Source organism: Ruegeria sp. AA6, assembly GCF_056542865.1.
Window position 1 is genome coordinate 1 of sequence record NZ_JBQGAN010000027.1, and the last position, 13,764, is coordinate 13,764.

General features: G+C 55.3%; 12 protein-coding genes. 3 read left to right on the forward strand and 9 right to left on the reverse strand.

The genetic code is table 11. The features are described 5' to 3' along the window. Positions 1-175 precede the first annotated feature (175 nt). From ACR0LN_RS20340 to ACR0LN_RS20355, 4 genes are all read right to left on the reverse strand, one after another. The gene (locus ACR0LN_RS20340; RefSeq protein ID WP_480432248.1) at positions 176-670 is read right to left on the reverse strand and encodes a universal stress protein; all 495 of its coding nucleotides are present in this window, start codon (positions 668-670) and stop codon (positions 176-178) included. A gap of 18 nt (positions 671-688) precedes the next feature. Further along, positions 689-2,029: a TRAP transporter large permease gene (locus tag ACR0LN_RS20345; protein WP_480432250.1), complete on the reverse strand. Its 1,341-nt coding sequence runs from the start codon at positions 2,027-2,029 to the stop codon at positions 689-691. 18 nt (positions 2,030-2,047) lie between these two features. After that, positions 2,048-2,584 carry a TRAP transporter small permease gene (locus ACR0LN_RS20350; protein WP_480432251.1) on the reverse strand — a complete coding sequence of 179 codons (537 nt, stop codon included), beginning with the start codon at positions 2,582-2,584 and terminating at the stop codon, positions 2,048-2,050. 67 nt (positions 2,585-2,651) lie between these two features. Continuing rightward, complete coding sequence (locus tag ACR0LN_RS20355) at positions 2,652-3,668, reverse strand: TRAP transporter substrate-binding protein (RefSeq protein WP_480432253.1); 1,017 nt, start codon at positions 3,666-3,668, stop codon at positions 2,652-2,654. A gap of 160 nt (positions 3,669-3,828) precedes the next feature. Here ACR0LN_RS20355 and ACR0LN_RS20360 point away from each other — a divergent pair, with 160 nt between their 5' ends. Then, positions 3,829-4,788 carry a LysR family transcriptional regulator gene (locus ACR0LN_RS20360; protein ID WP_480432255.1) on the forward strand — a complete coding sequence of 320 codons (960 nt, stop codon included), beginning with the start codon at positions 3,829-3,831 and terminating at the stop codon, positions 4,786-4,788. A gap of 39 nt (positions 4,789-4,827) precedes the next feature. On the opposite strand, the gene ACR0LN_RS20365 is transcribed toward ACR0LN_RS20360, so the two are convergent. Continuing rightward, positions 4,828-6,243, reverse strand: a complete 1,416-nt coding sequence (locus tag ACR0LN_RS20365) for an RtcB family protein (protein WP_480432257.1) — start codon at positions 6,241-6,243, stop codon at positions 4,828-4,830. Between the two features lie 625 nt (positions 6,244-6,868). Next, positions 6,869-8,425: an RNA-binding protein gene (locus ACR0LN_RS20370; RefSeq protein ID WP_480432259.1), complete on the reverse strand. Its 1,557-nt coding sequence runs from the start codon at positions 8,423-8,425 to the stop codon at positions 6,869-6,871. 172 nt (positions 8,426-8,597) lie between these two features. On the opposite strand from ACR0LN_RS20370, the gene rtcR reads away from it, so the two are divergent. Beyond that, positions 8,598-10,184, forward strand: coding sequence for an RNA repair transcriptional activator RtcR (gene rtcR, locus ACR0LN_RS20375; protein WP_480432260.1), 1,587 nt, complete (start codon positions 8,598-8,600; stop codon positions 10,182-10,184). A 59-nt stretch (positions 10,185-10,243) separates the two neighbouring features. Here rtcR and ACR0LN_RS20380 read toward each other — a convergent pair whose 3' ends face one another. From ACR0LN_RS20380 to ACR0LN_RS20390, 3 genes are all read right to left on the reverse strand, one after another. After that, positions 10,244-11,293: an NAD-dependent epimerase/dehydratase family protein gene (locus tag ACR0LN_RS20380; RefSeq protein ID WP_480432262.1), complete on the reverse strand. Its 1,050-nt coding sequence runs from the start codon at positions 11,291-11,293 to the stop codon at positions 10,244-10,246. Between the two features lie 361 nt (positions 11,294-11,654). After that, positions 11,655-12,179, reverse strand: a complete 525-nt coding sequence (locus ACR0LN_RS20385) for a ferritin (protein ID WP_480432264.1) — start codon at positions 12,177-12,179, stop codon at positions 11,655-11,657. A 270-nt stretch (positions 12,180-12,449) separates the two neighbouring features. Further along, a complete protein-coding gene (locus tag ACR0LN_RS20390; protein WP_480432266.1) occupies positions 12,450-13,130 on the reverse strand; it encodes a GntR family transcriptional regulator in 681 nt (226 codons plus the stop codon). Positions 13,131-13,254: 124 nt separating this feature from the next. Here ACR0LN_RS20390 and ACR0LN_RS20395 point away from each other — a divergent pair, with 124 nt between their 5' ends. Further along, positions 13,255-13,761: a TRAP transporter small permease gene (locus ACR0LN_RS20395; RefSeq protein WP_480432268.1), complete on the forward strand. Its 507-nt coding sequence runs from the start codon at positions 13,255-13,257 to the stop codon at positions 13,759-13,761. The last annotated feature ends 3 nt before the right edge of the window (positions 13,762-13,764 follow it).

Genomic DNA, 13,764 nt, shown 5'->3' on the forward strand with positions numbered 1-13,764 from the left:
CATATAGAAAACGGCCGGACACACCGCCCCGCCTTTGAATACGGTTTTGACCCATCAAACAACACGGCGTTAGGGCCAGAACGAAAGGCGGATTAACACCAGTCTGACGAAAGTGACCGCCAAGTAATTGGCGGTCACTGAGTTGCGGCCGGTGCGATTTTCTGAACGACGAGTGCTAGGTGTCGTCAGGGTTCGGAACGATCAGCGTTGGTATCCGAGATCGACGTAGCACACGTTTCGCGACGGTGCCCAGAAATGTGTGCGAGAAGCCGTGATCATGCGCGCCAAGTACAATCAGGTCGCAGTTTAGCTCGACTGAACGGCGCAGAATAACTTCGGCCGGATGACCGTCGGTAACCTCGACAGATGTTACCTGATCACGGATTTTCGCATCATCTCCTTCGAAGCGCGCCCAGAAGTTGGCCTGCCTTTCAGCCAATACCTTGCGCACCATCTCGTGACGGCGCGACATAGCTGTTTTGCGGGTCTCCTCATTCAGGATGAACATCTCCATCGTGATTTTGGCGTCGTCCGACAATGGTTCATTAACGTGCAGCACGTGAATTTGCGCCCCGGTGCCCTGCGCAATACTGGCTGCATAACGCAGGGCGTGGGGTGAATTCGCCGACAAGTCTGTTGCGAACAGGATGTTGGTGACTAATTGTTTCATGTCGTCATCCTTTCCGGGTTAGTAGCCCAGCAGCCGTGGCAGCCACAGCGACAATTCAGGGAAAAAGGCGATGATGAAGATCGCGATCGTATTGGCAGCCGCAAAGGGCAGCGCCCGCAGTGAGATTTGCTCGATCGTGATGTTCGAAATCCCCGACGCAATGAACAGGTTCTCACCCAGCGGCGGCGTCTGGAAACCGATGCCCAAAGTGCAAACCATCACCACACCAAAGTGGATCGGATCGATCCCTACCGAATAGGCCACCGGCAGCATCACCGGCACAAGGATCAGAATGGTGGCCAGCGTCTCCATGAACATTCCGACGAACAACAGGAAGAAGATGATCAGCGCCCAGATAACATAGAGGTTGTCGGTGAAGCTGAGCATCGAATCCGCGATGATCGCCGGGATCTGGTTTTCCACCAACAGGCGGCCAAACACAGTCGCAGTGAACAGGATCAGCAGCACCCGCCCGGTCAGCCATGTTGTGGCCTCAAGCGATTGGAACAACGATTGCCATGTCAGTTCGCGATAGATCACCACGCCCACGACCAGCGTGTAGAAGATTGCGACAATGGCGGCTTCGGTCGGGGTGAAGAACCCCGTGTAGATACCGCCGAGGATCACCAGCGGAGCCATCAGCGACCAGAAACCACGGTACATCTCACAGCCGACGTGACGGATGGACCAGCCTTCCGCCACACCTTTGTAGCCACGCTTTTTCGACATGAAAAAGTTCAGGATCAGCAGACTGGTGGCAATCAGGAAGGCTGGGACAAAGCCCGCGATGAAGAGTTTCGAAATCGAAACCGACTGGAAGGTGCCGAATTTCTCGACCGCTTCGGGCGGTGGTGCCATGCCAAGCGCGGCGATGCCGAAGATCACCATCGGAATGGAGGGAGGAATAATGATCCCGAGGCCACCTGACGAGGCCGTGATCGCCGAGGCATAGCCGCGCTCATAGCCGCGGTTGATCATGGCAGGAATCATCAGCATCCCCACCGCCGCGGTTGTCGCCGGGCCCGAGCCCGAAATGGCACCGAAGAACAAACAGGCCATAACCGTCGCAGCTGAGATACCGCCGGTAAATGGTCCGGCTAGACTTTCCGCGACATTGATCAGGCGTTTTGATATGCCGGCCGCCTCCATCAAGGCACCGGCAAGGATAAAGGCGGGCAGCGCCATCAGCGGGAAAGCCCCGACCGATGTAAAAGCGATCTGCACAAATTTGATGGGGTTTTCGCCCAGATATAGGAACGAAAACAGTGAAGCTACACCCAGAGCTACGGTGATCGGTGCGCCGATCAGCAGCAAAAGCAGGAATGAGCCAAACAGAATTGTGACGATTTCGGATTCCATGACGTGTCCTCCCTGCCCTTAGTCTTTCTTGGCCGCTTCGGTGGCGGCTTTGATTTCGTCGAGATCAATCTGATCCGGGTCCGAGATATCCTCGCCCTTGATCAGACGGCGGTAGTTCACCTGAATGATGCGGAAGGTCATCAGTGCAAAAGCCAGAGGCAGCACCATGTAGATGTACTTCATCTCAATGCCCAAGGTCTGGGATTTCCAGAACTTGTTCATCTTGTTGAAGACAAAATCCGTAGCCAGATACAGGAAGTAGACATTGAAGAAGAGCCAGAAGAGATCGGCAAAGGCTTCGATGTACTTGATATAGCCACTGGGCAGAAACTTGAACTGGAACGTGACCCGGTTATGTGCGCCCTTCAGCGCCGCGTAGCTGGCACCAAAATAGACGAACCAGACGAACATGTAGACCGAGAGCTCTTCGATCCAGCTGATTGAAAACCCGAACACTTCACGCGCGACGATCTGCACAAACAGCAGACAGACGAACCCAGATAGTAATATTCGGCAAATGACACTTTCTATGTTGTCCAGAAATTTCCAGAACATCTCGCTCCCTTCCTCCCTTATGTGAAAAGAGCGCCGAAGCGCTCTTTTCTGATTTGTTCTTGGGCGATTATTCCTGGACCGGCTCGCGGCCGATGGCCTCGAGAACCGCGTTCAGCTTCTCGACGCCACCGATGGAGTCATAGAACTGCGGCCATACGGCACCGGTCGCCAGCTCGATGAACTCGGCTTCGTCGTTCTCGGGATCGATGATTTCCATACCCTTCGAGGTCAGCTCTTCTTTGATGGCCGCCTCGGAATCGCGCAGGAACTGAGCCGACGCCAAAGTCGCTTCTTGCCCTGCTTCCAGGATCATTTGCTGCTCTTCTTCGGAGAGGTCTTGGAAGACCGCTTCGGAGATGATCAGCGGCTCGATCGAGAAGATGTAACGCAGGTTGGTGACGTGGTCCTGAACTTCGTAGAACTTCATCGCGTTGATGGTCAGATACGGGTTGTCCTGACCGTCAACCACCTTTGTCTGCAGACCGGTGAAGGTTTCCGACCACGCCATAGGGGTCGGGTTGATGCCCCATGCCTTGTAGGTTTCAATCATGATTTCGTTCTTGGGAACGCGGATGATCAAATCCTGCAGGTCGGCAACCGAGCTGACCGGTTTTTTCGAGTTGGTCAGGCGACGGAACCCTGTATACGTCCAGCCAATGATGCGGACACCTGCGTCCCGGATGGTGTTTTCAGTCAATTCCTGACCAATCGGACCTTGGGTAAGCTTTTCTGCATCTTCCAGGCTAAGGATCACGTAAGGTAGTGTGAATACACCTACCGACGGTGAGAAGGGCGTGATGTTGTTGATCGCCAGCAGCGACATATCCAGTGTGCCGATCGCTGCTTCGTTCACGGTGTCCTGTTCCGAGCCCAACTGGCCGTTCAGAAACAGGGTCGCTGTGTGCTCGCCGCCCGATTTCTCTTCAAGCGCCTTAACGAAAGCGATGCCCAAAGCCTCTTGTGCGCTACCGGCGCTGTCGCCTACCGCGATCTTGAAGTTTTTTGCATCCGCCGCACCCGCGACCATCAGCGCTGTCACGGACACGGCAGCAGTGAAGGTGCCAAGCTTGTTGATAAATGACATGGATTTCCTCCCATTTGTCAGATTTTGCGAGGTGCGCGCTAGCTTGGGGAGAGAGTAAGCCAGTCCGATTCTGCCTCGGCGAGGCGAACCTAGCTTGCGCAAAGTGTTTCTTCGTTGCTAAAGTTTGCGCGAAAGGTTTCACAAATATCGAACTTGAGAGATGAAACACAATTCGCTTGCCACACGCATTGGGGATGCTGATATTCGCCTGCTGCGGATATTCAAATCTGTTGTCGAGTGCGGTGGCCTCTCTGCCGCCGAGATCGAGTTGAATATCGGCAAGTCCACGATCTCAAAACACCTTTCGGACCTCGAATTGCGGCTTGACCTAAAGCTTTGCAATCGCGGACCGTCCGGGTTTTCGCTGACGGACGATGGTGAAAAGGTTCTGCACGCCGCCGAAGAGTTGCTGATTTCGGTCTCGCAGTTCAGGACCGAAGTGAACGAGATCAAAGAGCAACTGGTCGGGACCGTTCGGATCGCCTTGTTCGATCAATGTGCTTCGAACCCGGAATCTCACCTTGCGCGCGCAATCCATAACTTCAACGAGGCGGCACCGGCCGTGCAGATTGAGTTGTCTCAGGAACCACCGAACGTGATCGAAACCATGGTCATCGGTGGGCAGTTGGACATCGGAATAATCGCATTGCACCGGCCATCCACCAGTCTGCAATACGCTCCGCTTTATGGTGAAAACATGTTTCTCTATTGCGGAAAAGACCACCCCATGTTTGACGCTTCGGCGGACGATATTGGACCAACAGAAATTAGTCGATTCAGCTATGCAGGGCTGAATGTGAACTCGCCAAACCTGATCTATGGTCAGCAGCTAGGGTTCCGGCGCGTGGCCAAAGTGCAGAATGAGCAAGCGTTGGCGATCCTGATTTTGTCCGGTCGTTACCTTGGCTTTCTGCCCGATCATCTGGCTCAGAAATTTGTCGAGCGGAAAATTATGAAGTCAGTTCTGCCTGATCAAATCCGCTATCGCACCAGATTTGCGGCTGCGACGCGGAAGCAACCGGGAATGTCACGCGTTGCCAAACTGTTTTTGAATGTTTTGGCGCAGGAACATGTCGAGAATGTTGACGAGCCGGAAGGCGGGCCAACTATTTTAGCGTGACCCCCCTGCCCCACTTGGGCAGAGGGTGTAATGCATCGCCTATCTGCGGCCCTTCTTGCGGTTTTGCCAGAAGGGCGGCACGTCGCCGGCCATGATGCAGCCGTAGGGATCGATGTAGTCTTCGATTTCGGCCAGATCATAGGATTTGATCTGAGCCACGACACTGTCCGCTTTTTTGTAGCTGGACGGCAGTTCCGATGCATCCACGCCACCCGCATGGAACCGGATATCCAACCCTTCGGTTTCTGCCTTCAGCATCTGTTCCGGCGTGACTGATCCCATCCGACGCTTGTGTTCCGAGCGGGAAAAGTTCCGCCCCGCGCCATGTGGGCTGAAGCCTAGGCCGTGACCTGCGTCCTTGCCCCGCACGACCAGAACCGGTTCGGACATGTTGAGCGGGATCAACGTCAGACCCGTCGCGTCAGAGGCATAGTCGCCCCAAGCCGGCGTTGCGCCCTTGCCGTGATAAAACAGATCTTCACGCTTGAAGACAAAGTTGTGCTCGTTCCAGAACCGATCACCCACATCACCCACGCGCGCGGCTTCGACCGTCGCCTGATGGATCGCATTGTGGTTGGCCTTGGTCCATTTGCGGATCAGTTGCAGGGCGTCCCAGTAATCGCGCCCCTCATCCGTATCCGCCGGAATCCAGGCGTTCTGTTTGGGCGTGCGCGGCGACAGTTCTTTGCGGAACCGCTCGGCCACAGCCATGCCGTTCTTATACAAAACAGCGCCCGGACCTCGCGAACCATGATGGGTCACAATCGCCGTCCGCCCGGTTTTGCGCGAGCGTCCCACGAACAGGAAATGGTTCCCGTCACCCTGCGTGCCCATATGCTCTTGTGCCATGCGCAGTGACTTTGGGTTGTCCAGAAACGGATTTTCCCGGAACGCATCCAGCAGTTTCAGCGAGGTGGTGAACCGCTTGCCCTGCGGTCGCCCGCCCGGCCCGAAATGCGTCACCGATTGCGCCGCATCTAACACGGCCTTGGGGTCCGCGTCGCCCAGATCGGTGATCATCACCGAGCAACAGATATCCGCCGAGTGCATTCCTGGATGGATCGCATTCCGCGCCGCGGCCACGCCACCAACCGGGATCGTGCCGACCGGCCCGGCTGGGCAGGCATCGGGCATAATCGCCCCGGCCTCGATCGTCGGCGTCCGCATCAACGCGGTCATCGTCTCACGCACTTTTTGGACGTTGTCTTCCTCATCCGGGTGCGTCGCGTCGATATTTTCGTGAAATGCCACCTCACCGGGCGCGCGCAGATCCATTGTTGCTGGGGGCGGAGGAATCTCGCCCTCCAATTCCTGCCGAATACGCACCAAACCGAACCCATCAGCCCGCATCTCATTTGCGCGCGCCAACAGGGCTGGGAATTGTTTGCCGGGGCGGTGGCCCCAGTCTTTCAGGTGCTCTCCGGTCACCGGGTCAAATGTGCGTTCTTCCGTCATCGTATCTACTCACAAATCCAAACTGACTGGGCGACAAGGTGTTCGCAAACTGTTTTTCCGCTACCGGATTGCTCCGGGCTGGGCTTGAACCAGCACGACATGGAAATCCATGCCGCCCTTTCGGGCGCGTCTACCTGTAGGTCTGCGGGCATTCGCCCAATACATCTTTGCCCCGGCGACAAGTTGGGAAGAAACAATTCGGGAGGCCCGCCCCGCATCTGAATGGGCAGATGCGTTTGCCGTCTGGGCACCGGCACGGAGGGGATTTGAACCCGCTCGACCTGTCCCTGTGGTGCCATGTAGTTCCTTCGTCATTCGCAGGGATTTCCTTTCGTTTTGGGTCTCGACGACAAAGGTTTGGGTGAAACGCCCGCTCTACCCGACTGAGCTACCGTCCATCCCACAATGGGCTCGGACGAGCGGGATTCGAACCCGCGACCAGGAGATTAACAATCTGTAGTTCCACCGGCATTCGCCGAGATGTTTTGTTCAATTTGGGTCAGGCAGACAAGGAGTGGTGAGACGGCGCCCTCTACGGGCGCGGATCGGGTTCAGCGATGTAGTCCCACCGGCATTCTGCCTGATGTTGTTCGATTGGCCGGGCGGCGTACCGCCCGCGCCCTTTTTATACGTCGATCTTTTCGATCTCACCGACCCAGTGATCCGGGCCGGTCTGACCGGCGGCAAAGGCAGCGATCTGGTCAAAGACCGCGTCCGAGAACCCGCCGACGTTCAGCACATCGGCACGTGTCTGCGCCTGCGTGGTCCCGTATGGGGCGATGTCGATGCAGACCAGTTTGGCCGTCGGGTTGCGACGCTTGATCACGTCCCATTCCTTCAACATCGCTGTGCCCTGTCCACCATTCCGGGCATCCACCCAGGATTGGTTATCGGACACAAACACCACCAAATCCGGTGCGCGACCACGCTTGTTCAACCAAGCCAGCGGAGCGGAACAGTTCGTACCACCTCCGGCCAGCGCGGCCAGACGCTCGGCATTGGTCAGGATCGTGTCGCGCGGCTCCAAACGCACATCACGCACGTCGAAATCGAACGGCAGCACCTGACATCCGCGGTTCACCCGCTGAAACGACGCTGCAACCAATGCGGCCACATCCACGTGCCGCACGGCCGAGGTTGCCCCTGGGCGGTACCCGGTCACAGCCCAGGTCATCGAACCGGACACATCCGGGCACACGACAACCTGCCCCGTAACCTGCGGTACGTTCTGCACAGCGATTTCCATCGCATCGTGCAGCGTGTCCACGATCTGCCTCGGCATATCGCCAGTCACGTTCTGCGCCGCCACCATCAGCTGGTACGGAAACGCACGCGCCTTGGCGATCGCCTTCGGATCCCGCAGCAGCGCTGCGACGTTTTCCACGTTCTTCGCCACCTCAAAAACACCGTGACGTTGAAACGTGTTCAGGTTCTGGCGCACCATCTGCCACGATCCTTTGCGCGCGATCCGCGCCCAGTGTTGCGGCGACAGCTCCAGCTGCGTCAGCATCTGGAACGGCACATCCGGTACTTGGCCCTTGCCGGTTTCACGGAATGCGATCCAGTCCTGCAGGGCCTTTGGCAGCCGTGCCAGATTACACGGCCGCCCGACGATCCAGGCAAACAACGCCTCCCGCTCGGCCGAGGTCGGTTTCGGGTGCACCATTTTGATCACATCCGCCAAAGACGGGTCATTCCCGATGTTGGCGTTCAGCAGCGCCCGGTCGGACGCGGTGTTCAGCCAGTTCTGCACCATCGCCTTCGGCGCAGATCCCAGAGACTTGCGCCCTGTCTGACCTGACCGGATGACTTGCACAAACGTGCGCAGCATCTTGCCGGTATCAACCACACGGCCAAACGCCGCACGGAACAAGGCTGGATCACGCCGGGCCAGAACGGCCAGTAATACGGCTGGCATATCCTTCATGTAACCTGACTGGCGGGCATAGATGGCCGCTTGCGCCAGAAACTTCGGCTCGACCGCCTCGGCCACATCCAGAACATATTCCAGTTCTTCCTGCGGCGACTGATAGAACATGCCCCCAAAGGTCCCGGTTACAGCGACCTGAGCCAGAGCATGGGCATCAGAATAAGCGTAGGCCGGTGCGCCATGCGCGTTCTTCGCAGTTGCCTTCGGCAGCAACCGGCCTTTCATCGATGCAAACACGGATTTGTTCGCCATTTCTTCGTCCTCATTTGTTGTAAGGACTATTTTGCATGGCATACGCTCGGAACAGAGAAAAAGCTAATATTGAAGCAAGCCTTTGTTTTAAAATCACAAAAACAGGAATTGCACAATTCAGTATCTAGAAATACGATACTAAGATCTCGAACATTATAAAAATGTATACGCTATGAAAAATGTCGTCATCGGATCCCTCGGCACCCAATTGGACATGGGCAAGAAAAGACGCTGGAAGCCTACGCCCAGCCTAACCATGCACGATCATTTCGACGTGCATCGGCTGGAATTGCTATATGATCTGAAATTCAACCGCCTCGCCCATCAGGTCAAACGCGAGATCGAGGAAATCTCGCCGAAAACCGAAGTTCTGCTACAACAGATGGATCTGGATGATCCGTGGGATTTTCAGGAGGTCTATGGCAAGCTTTTCGACTTTGCACGCGGATACGGTTTTGATGAAGATCGCGAGCAATACCATGTGCACCTTACGACCGGCACACATGTGGCGCAGATCTGCTGGTTTCTATTGACCGAAAGCCGCCATATCCCCGCCCGGTTGATCCAGACCGGCCCTCCCGGCCCGGACGAACAGATCCCCAAGTTCGATATAATTGACCTGGACCTCAGCCGCTACAACGCACTGCAGCAGCGGTTCGATCAATTGTCGCGGGAATACAGCGATCAACTCAAAGGTGGGATCGAAACGCGCAATGCGCAGTACAATGCCCTGATCGACCGGATCGAGCTGATCGCCAGCAATTCGGACGAGCCGATCTTGCTCTTGGGCGAAACCGGCACCGGCAAGACTGAGTTGGCCGAGCGGATTTACAGGCTCAAACTGGATCGTCGACGGGTTAAAGGCCGGTTGGTTCATGTCAACTGTGCCACGCTGAACGGGCCAGATGCTCTGGCCACGTTGTTTGGTCAGCGGCGCAGCTATCTGGGGCAAGCCGGAACCGAGCGCGGCGGTTTACTGCGCGAGGCCGATGGCGGCGTGCTGTTTCTGGATGAAATTGATGAGTTGGGTTGGAACGAACAATCGATCCTGCTGCACGCAATTGAAACGGGACGGTTCTACCCCTTGGGGTCCGATCACGAAGTCACCAGCCGTTTTCAGATCATTGCTGGGGCCAACCGAGACCTGCACGCGCTGACTGCTGCCGGAGAGTTCCGACCTGATCTTTTGGCGCGCCTGAATATGTGGCGCTTTACGCTGCCCGCTCTGCGCGAACGACGTGAAGATATTGAGGCAAACCTGAAGTTTGAACTTGCCCGATCCGAGCGCACACTGGGTACGCAGGTGGGCTTTAATGCGGATGCGCATGAGGCTTATCTGAAATTCGCGACCAATCCGGCCACGTCGTGGCAGGGCAATTTTCGGGATTTCAGCGGCTCGATCCAACGCTTGTGCACCCTTGCGCCACGTGGCCGGATCACTCGGGCCATGGTCGAGGAAGAGATTGCATATCTACGAGCCAGTTGGGCTGCCGCCACATCTGATACGGATTTTACGTTGGTACAAAACGTGCTTGGCGCCGCTGCGGCGGACATTGATCCATTCGATCTAGTGCAACTGGCCAAGGTTATCGACACCTGCCGGAACGCGCACAGCCTTAGCGCAGCGGGCCGCATGTTGTTTGCGGCGTCTCGACAAAGGCGCAAAACTCACAACGATGCGGACCGACTTCGTAAATACCTGCAGAAATTCGGCTTGGACTGGGACGCGTTAACCATCAGCAATAGGGATCGCGACTAATTTTTTCTTCGATACGCTTGACCAGTCTACCGACACGTTTGTCACGGCATCGACGGTAGCTAAACTCTGCTTGTATCGGCTCCAGCGGCATTGGGGCGATAATAGTCCCGAAACCACTTTACGAATTCAGCCACACCGTCTTCGATCGAAGTCTTGGGCTGATATCCGGTCAAGTCCTTCAGCAGTGAAGCATCTGCCCAGGTTGCAGGAACATCCCCGGGCTGCATCGGCATCATGTTCTTTTCTGCTTTGATACCGGTCGTCTTTTCGATTGCTTCGATGAACGCTGTCAGATGGACTGAATCGTTGTTGCCGATGTTTACCACCCGATGAGGCGCAACTGGTGACAAGCTGTCACCCTCGGGGACTTGTCCGTTCGCTGGGCGAACTGGAATAGTATCCATTAACAGGCGGATAGCTTCTACGAGATCTTCGACATAAGTAAAATCGCGCTTCATATCGCCGTGATTGTAGACGTCAATGGGCTGACCTTCGAGGATTGCTTTGGTGAACTTGAACAGCGCCATATCCGGCCGACCCCAAGGGCCATACACAGTGAAAAAACGGAACATGGTGACTGGCAGGTCAAAAAGATGAGCGTAGGAATGCGCCATGTTTTCCGTCGCTTTTTTGGTGGCGGCATAGAAAGACATCTGGAAATCAGCGCGTTGTGTTTCCTTGTAGGGCATCTCGGTGTTGGCCCCGAAAGCGGAAGAAGTCGATGCCAAAAGCAGATGTTTAGGAGGGTGCGCCCGAGCGGCTTCCAGGATCTCGAACGTCCCGTTTAAATTGCTTTCCAGATATGCACGCGGGTTTTCGATTGAGTACCGCACGCCAGCTTGCGCCGCGAGGTGCACGACATAATCGAACTTGTGTTCTGCAAAGAGATTCAGCAACAGATCGGGCGTTTCGACCTTTCCAAGCACAGGGCTAAAGTTTTCTCCATTTAACCCGCTAGCCAGCATGCTCTGCCGGGTCTCTTTCAGAGCTACGTCGTAATAGTCGTTCAGAGCGTCCAGACCCACAACGCGATAGCCGTGTTCCAGCAGCAATTTGCTCAAATGATAGCCGATGAAGCCGGAAGAACCGGTTACGAGAACGCTCTGCATATTGCTATCCTTGATGCTATCGAATTGGCTTGACCCTTGTTGAACGTGAAAATCCCGATTTTTCAACCAAAAGATCGCATGTGACGCTTTGCGATCCGCGGCCACTGACGTTGATCACCAGAAATTGGGGCGCCAAACACTATTTCGGGCAACCAAATCAGCTGCATTATCAGCGCGTGGTCTCTGCCGGTTGGCAGCGAGCGACAGAACAGAAGGTTGATTTTGCGAGGTTGAAGAGTCACCCAGGAACAACCCAAGGGCCAGTTCACACGAGCACTGTTGCGCGAATCCCGAACCTCTTGTGCCGGTCGAGTGTACGCTCAGAACCCACGATAATGCTGACACCCGAGCGGTTCTGGTCTCAGGCCACTGGTGCGCTGTTTCCGGATGCCATTGTCGCAGATATCTCCGCAACTTCCTTGTCGATGTAATAAAGCGAGTGCGGCCCGTCTCCGATCAATTTGATCCGGTCGATTATGCCCTGAAATGTTTTAATTTCCTCGCGCTGCTCCATCACGAACCATTGCAGAAACTCGAAGGTGCTGTGGTCATCAGACGCCTGCGCTTCTTTCACTGCAGCGTTGATCCCATCGGTCACTTTCTTCTCGTGATCGAGGATCAACTGGAACAGCTCCTGGACCGAGCTCGTCTCAACTTTTGGCTCTGGCAAAGCTTTGAATCGGATCGGCCATTCGCAATCGACAAGGTAATTGAGCATCTTTTTCATATGCGTCAGCTCCTCATCCGCGTGGCTTAACAGAAGTTCCGAGCAGCCGTTCAGGTTGCGTTCAACACACCACGCACCAGCTTGCCAGTACAGGTGCGCGGCCCTGAGTTCACCATTCATCAGATCATTCATAATGGTTGCAGTTGATGGTTGGGTCATTGGATAAATCCTTAGATGGAATGGCCTGAAAGGCTGCTTCTTACGATTGGTTTGAGAAAATCACCTCCAGCTCAACCTGGAAAGCGACTGAAAAATTCTCAAACCGCGTTGTTTATCAGCAAGTTGGAAAAACTATTATGTAACGTGAGGAGTGTGTCAACGCGGGCTTCGGCCGCTTTCAAAACGAAGGCGGAATGACTCGCGTTGATTTCAGCACCGCCGTAACGTCTATGGGTTTCCTACAATCTTGTCGCTTGTTTGAACAACTGGTTATGACGGATTGAGCAACCCGGAATCCAATTTCGTTGCATCATTCCAGTAAGAGCCCTCTTTCCGATCTATATGCAGTTTCAAGACCGACAAAGCCTTTGAAACGTCACCTTTTTCGACACAATCGACCAGTTCGATATGTTCGCGATAGGACTTGTCCATGTGATCAGGGTGATGGCCCAAACGGCTACGCAGGGCCGCCATTTTCAGGGCGATGGTTTGGTAGGCGTCATTCAGAAACCGATTGTCAGCGCAATTGAACAGGCTTTGGTGAAAAACGGTATCCTCAGACAGATATTCGGCGTCATCTCCGGCTTCTCGAGCAGCTGTCATTCTTGAGACGCAATCAGTTAGCGCTGAATGCAATGCACTCAGATTGGTCTGCATGGCTGCAGTCATTGCGGCGGTTTCCAAACAGACACGAGCATCGCATAGTTTTGCCAGCTCTTCGGGCTCAAGGTTGAACACGAACGAGCCGCGTTGCGGTTCGATAACCAACAAACCTTCCATCTCAAGTCGGTTGATTGCTTCGCGAACTGGGGTGCGGCTGACCTCAAGGTCCTTGGCGATTCGTGCCTCGGATAATTGCGCACCAAGTTCGAATTCACCTTTGATAATCCGCTCACGCAGGTTCTCGGTGACCAATTCCGTCAATGATTTCGGTCTGTTGAATAAGCCCATGTCGCTCTCCTCGGTTCGACAGTAGCAGCAGTGTATCTAGCATACAATGTGTTAGTGTTGACACATTGGCATACTGTATGCCAGTCTTGATTCCCATGATGAGGCGGCATTGGGAGGGGCGTCTTTGCAAACTCTGGAGACATGGATCGTTGCACTAAACCGTGCGCTGGTTGCGTTGGCACTGGCGGGTGTGTTTGCAATTGTCTTTGCCAATGTAGTCGGGCGCTATGGGCTGGGCACATCCTTCGCCTGGGTTGAAGAGGTCGCCAGACACCTTATGATCCTAGGCGCGTTTTGCGGCGCCGGCCTTGCCCTGCGCGAGGGGCGGCTGGTCGCGATCACCACAATTCCCGATTTGTTGCCAGAGGCTCTGGCTCGGTTGCTGCGGTGGGGCATTGTCCTGGTCATGTTTGCGTTCATGGCGACGATGCTGTGGTTGGGCATCCAGTTTGTCGAGTTCGGCTGGAACAAGGAAACCATGTCTACCGGCATTTCACGCGGCATTCCCTATCTTGCGATCCCGATCGGGTGCGCGTTGTTCCTGATACAACTGGCCTTTTTCGCAAAACGCTTCGTAAGCCAAGAGTTTGAACACGGGCCCAACCCCGAAGGCGATGAGGCGGAGGTCTGAGCC

Excerpts from the sequence above, each read along its gene's own strand:
- ACR0LN_RS20340 (WP_480432248.1), bottom strand. The coding sequence starts at position 670 with ATGAAACAATTAGTCACCAACATCCTGTTCGCAACAGACTTGTCGGCG.
- ACR0LN_RS20345 (WP_480432250.1), bottom strand. The coding sequence starts at position 2,029 with ATGGAATCCGAAATCGTCACAATTCTGTTTGGCTCATTCCTGCTTTTG.
- ACR0LN_RS20350 (WP_480432251.1), bottom strand. The coding sequence starts at position 2,584 with ATGTTCTGGAAATTTCTGGACAACATAGAAAGTGTCATTTGCCGAATA.
- ACR0LN_RS20355 (WP_480432253.1), bottom strand. The coding sequence starts at position 3,668 with ATGTCATTTATCAACAAGCTTGGCACCTTCACTGCTGCCGTGTCCGTG.
- ACR0LN_RS20360 (WP_480432255.1), top strand. The coding sequence starts at position 3,829 with ATGAAACACAATTCGCTTGCCACACGCATTGGGGATGCTGATATTCGC.
- ACR0LN_RS20365 (WP_480432257.1), bottom strand. The coding sequence starts at position 6,243 with ATGACGGAAGAACGCACATTTGACCCGGTGACCGGAGAGCACCTGAAA.
- ACR0LN_RS20370 (WP_480432259.1), bottom strand. The coding sequence starts at position 8,425 with ATGGCGAACAAATCCGTGTTTGCATCGATGAAAGGCCGGTTGCTGCCG.
- rtcR (WP_480432260.1), top strand. The coding sequence starts at position 8,598 with ATGAAAAATGTCGTCATCGGATCCCTCGGCACCCAATTGGACATGGGC.
- ACR0LN_RS20380 (WP_480432262.1), bottom strand. The coding sequence starts at position 11,293 with ATGCAGAGCGTTCTCGTAACCGGTTCTTCCGGCTTCATCGGCTATCAT.
- ACR0LN_RS20385 (WP_480432264.1), bottom strand. The coding sequence starts at position 12,179 with ATGACCCAACCATCAACTGCAACCATTATGAATGATCTGATGAATGGT.
- ACR0LN_RS20390 (WP_480432266.1), bottom strand. The coding sequence starts at position 13,130 with ATGGGCTTATTCAACAGACCGAAATCATTGACGGAATTGGTCACCGAG.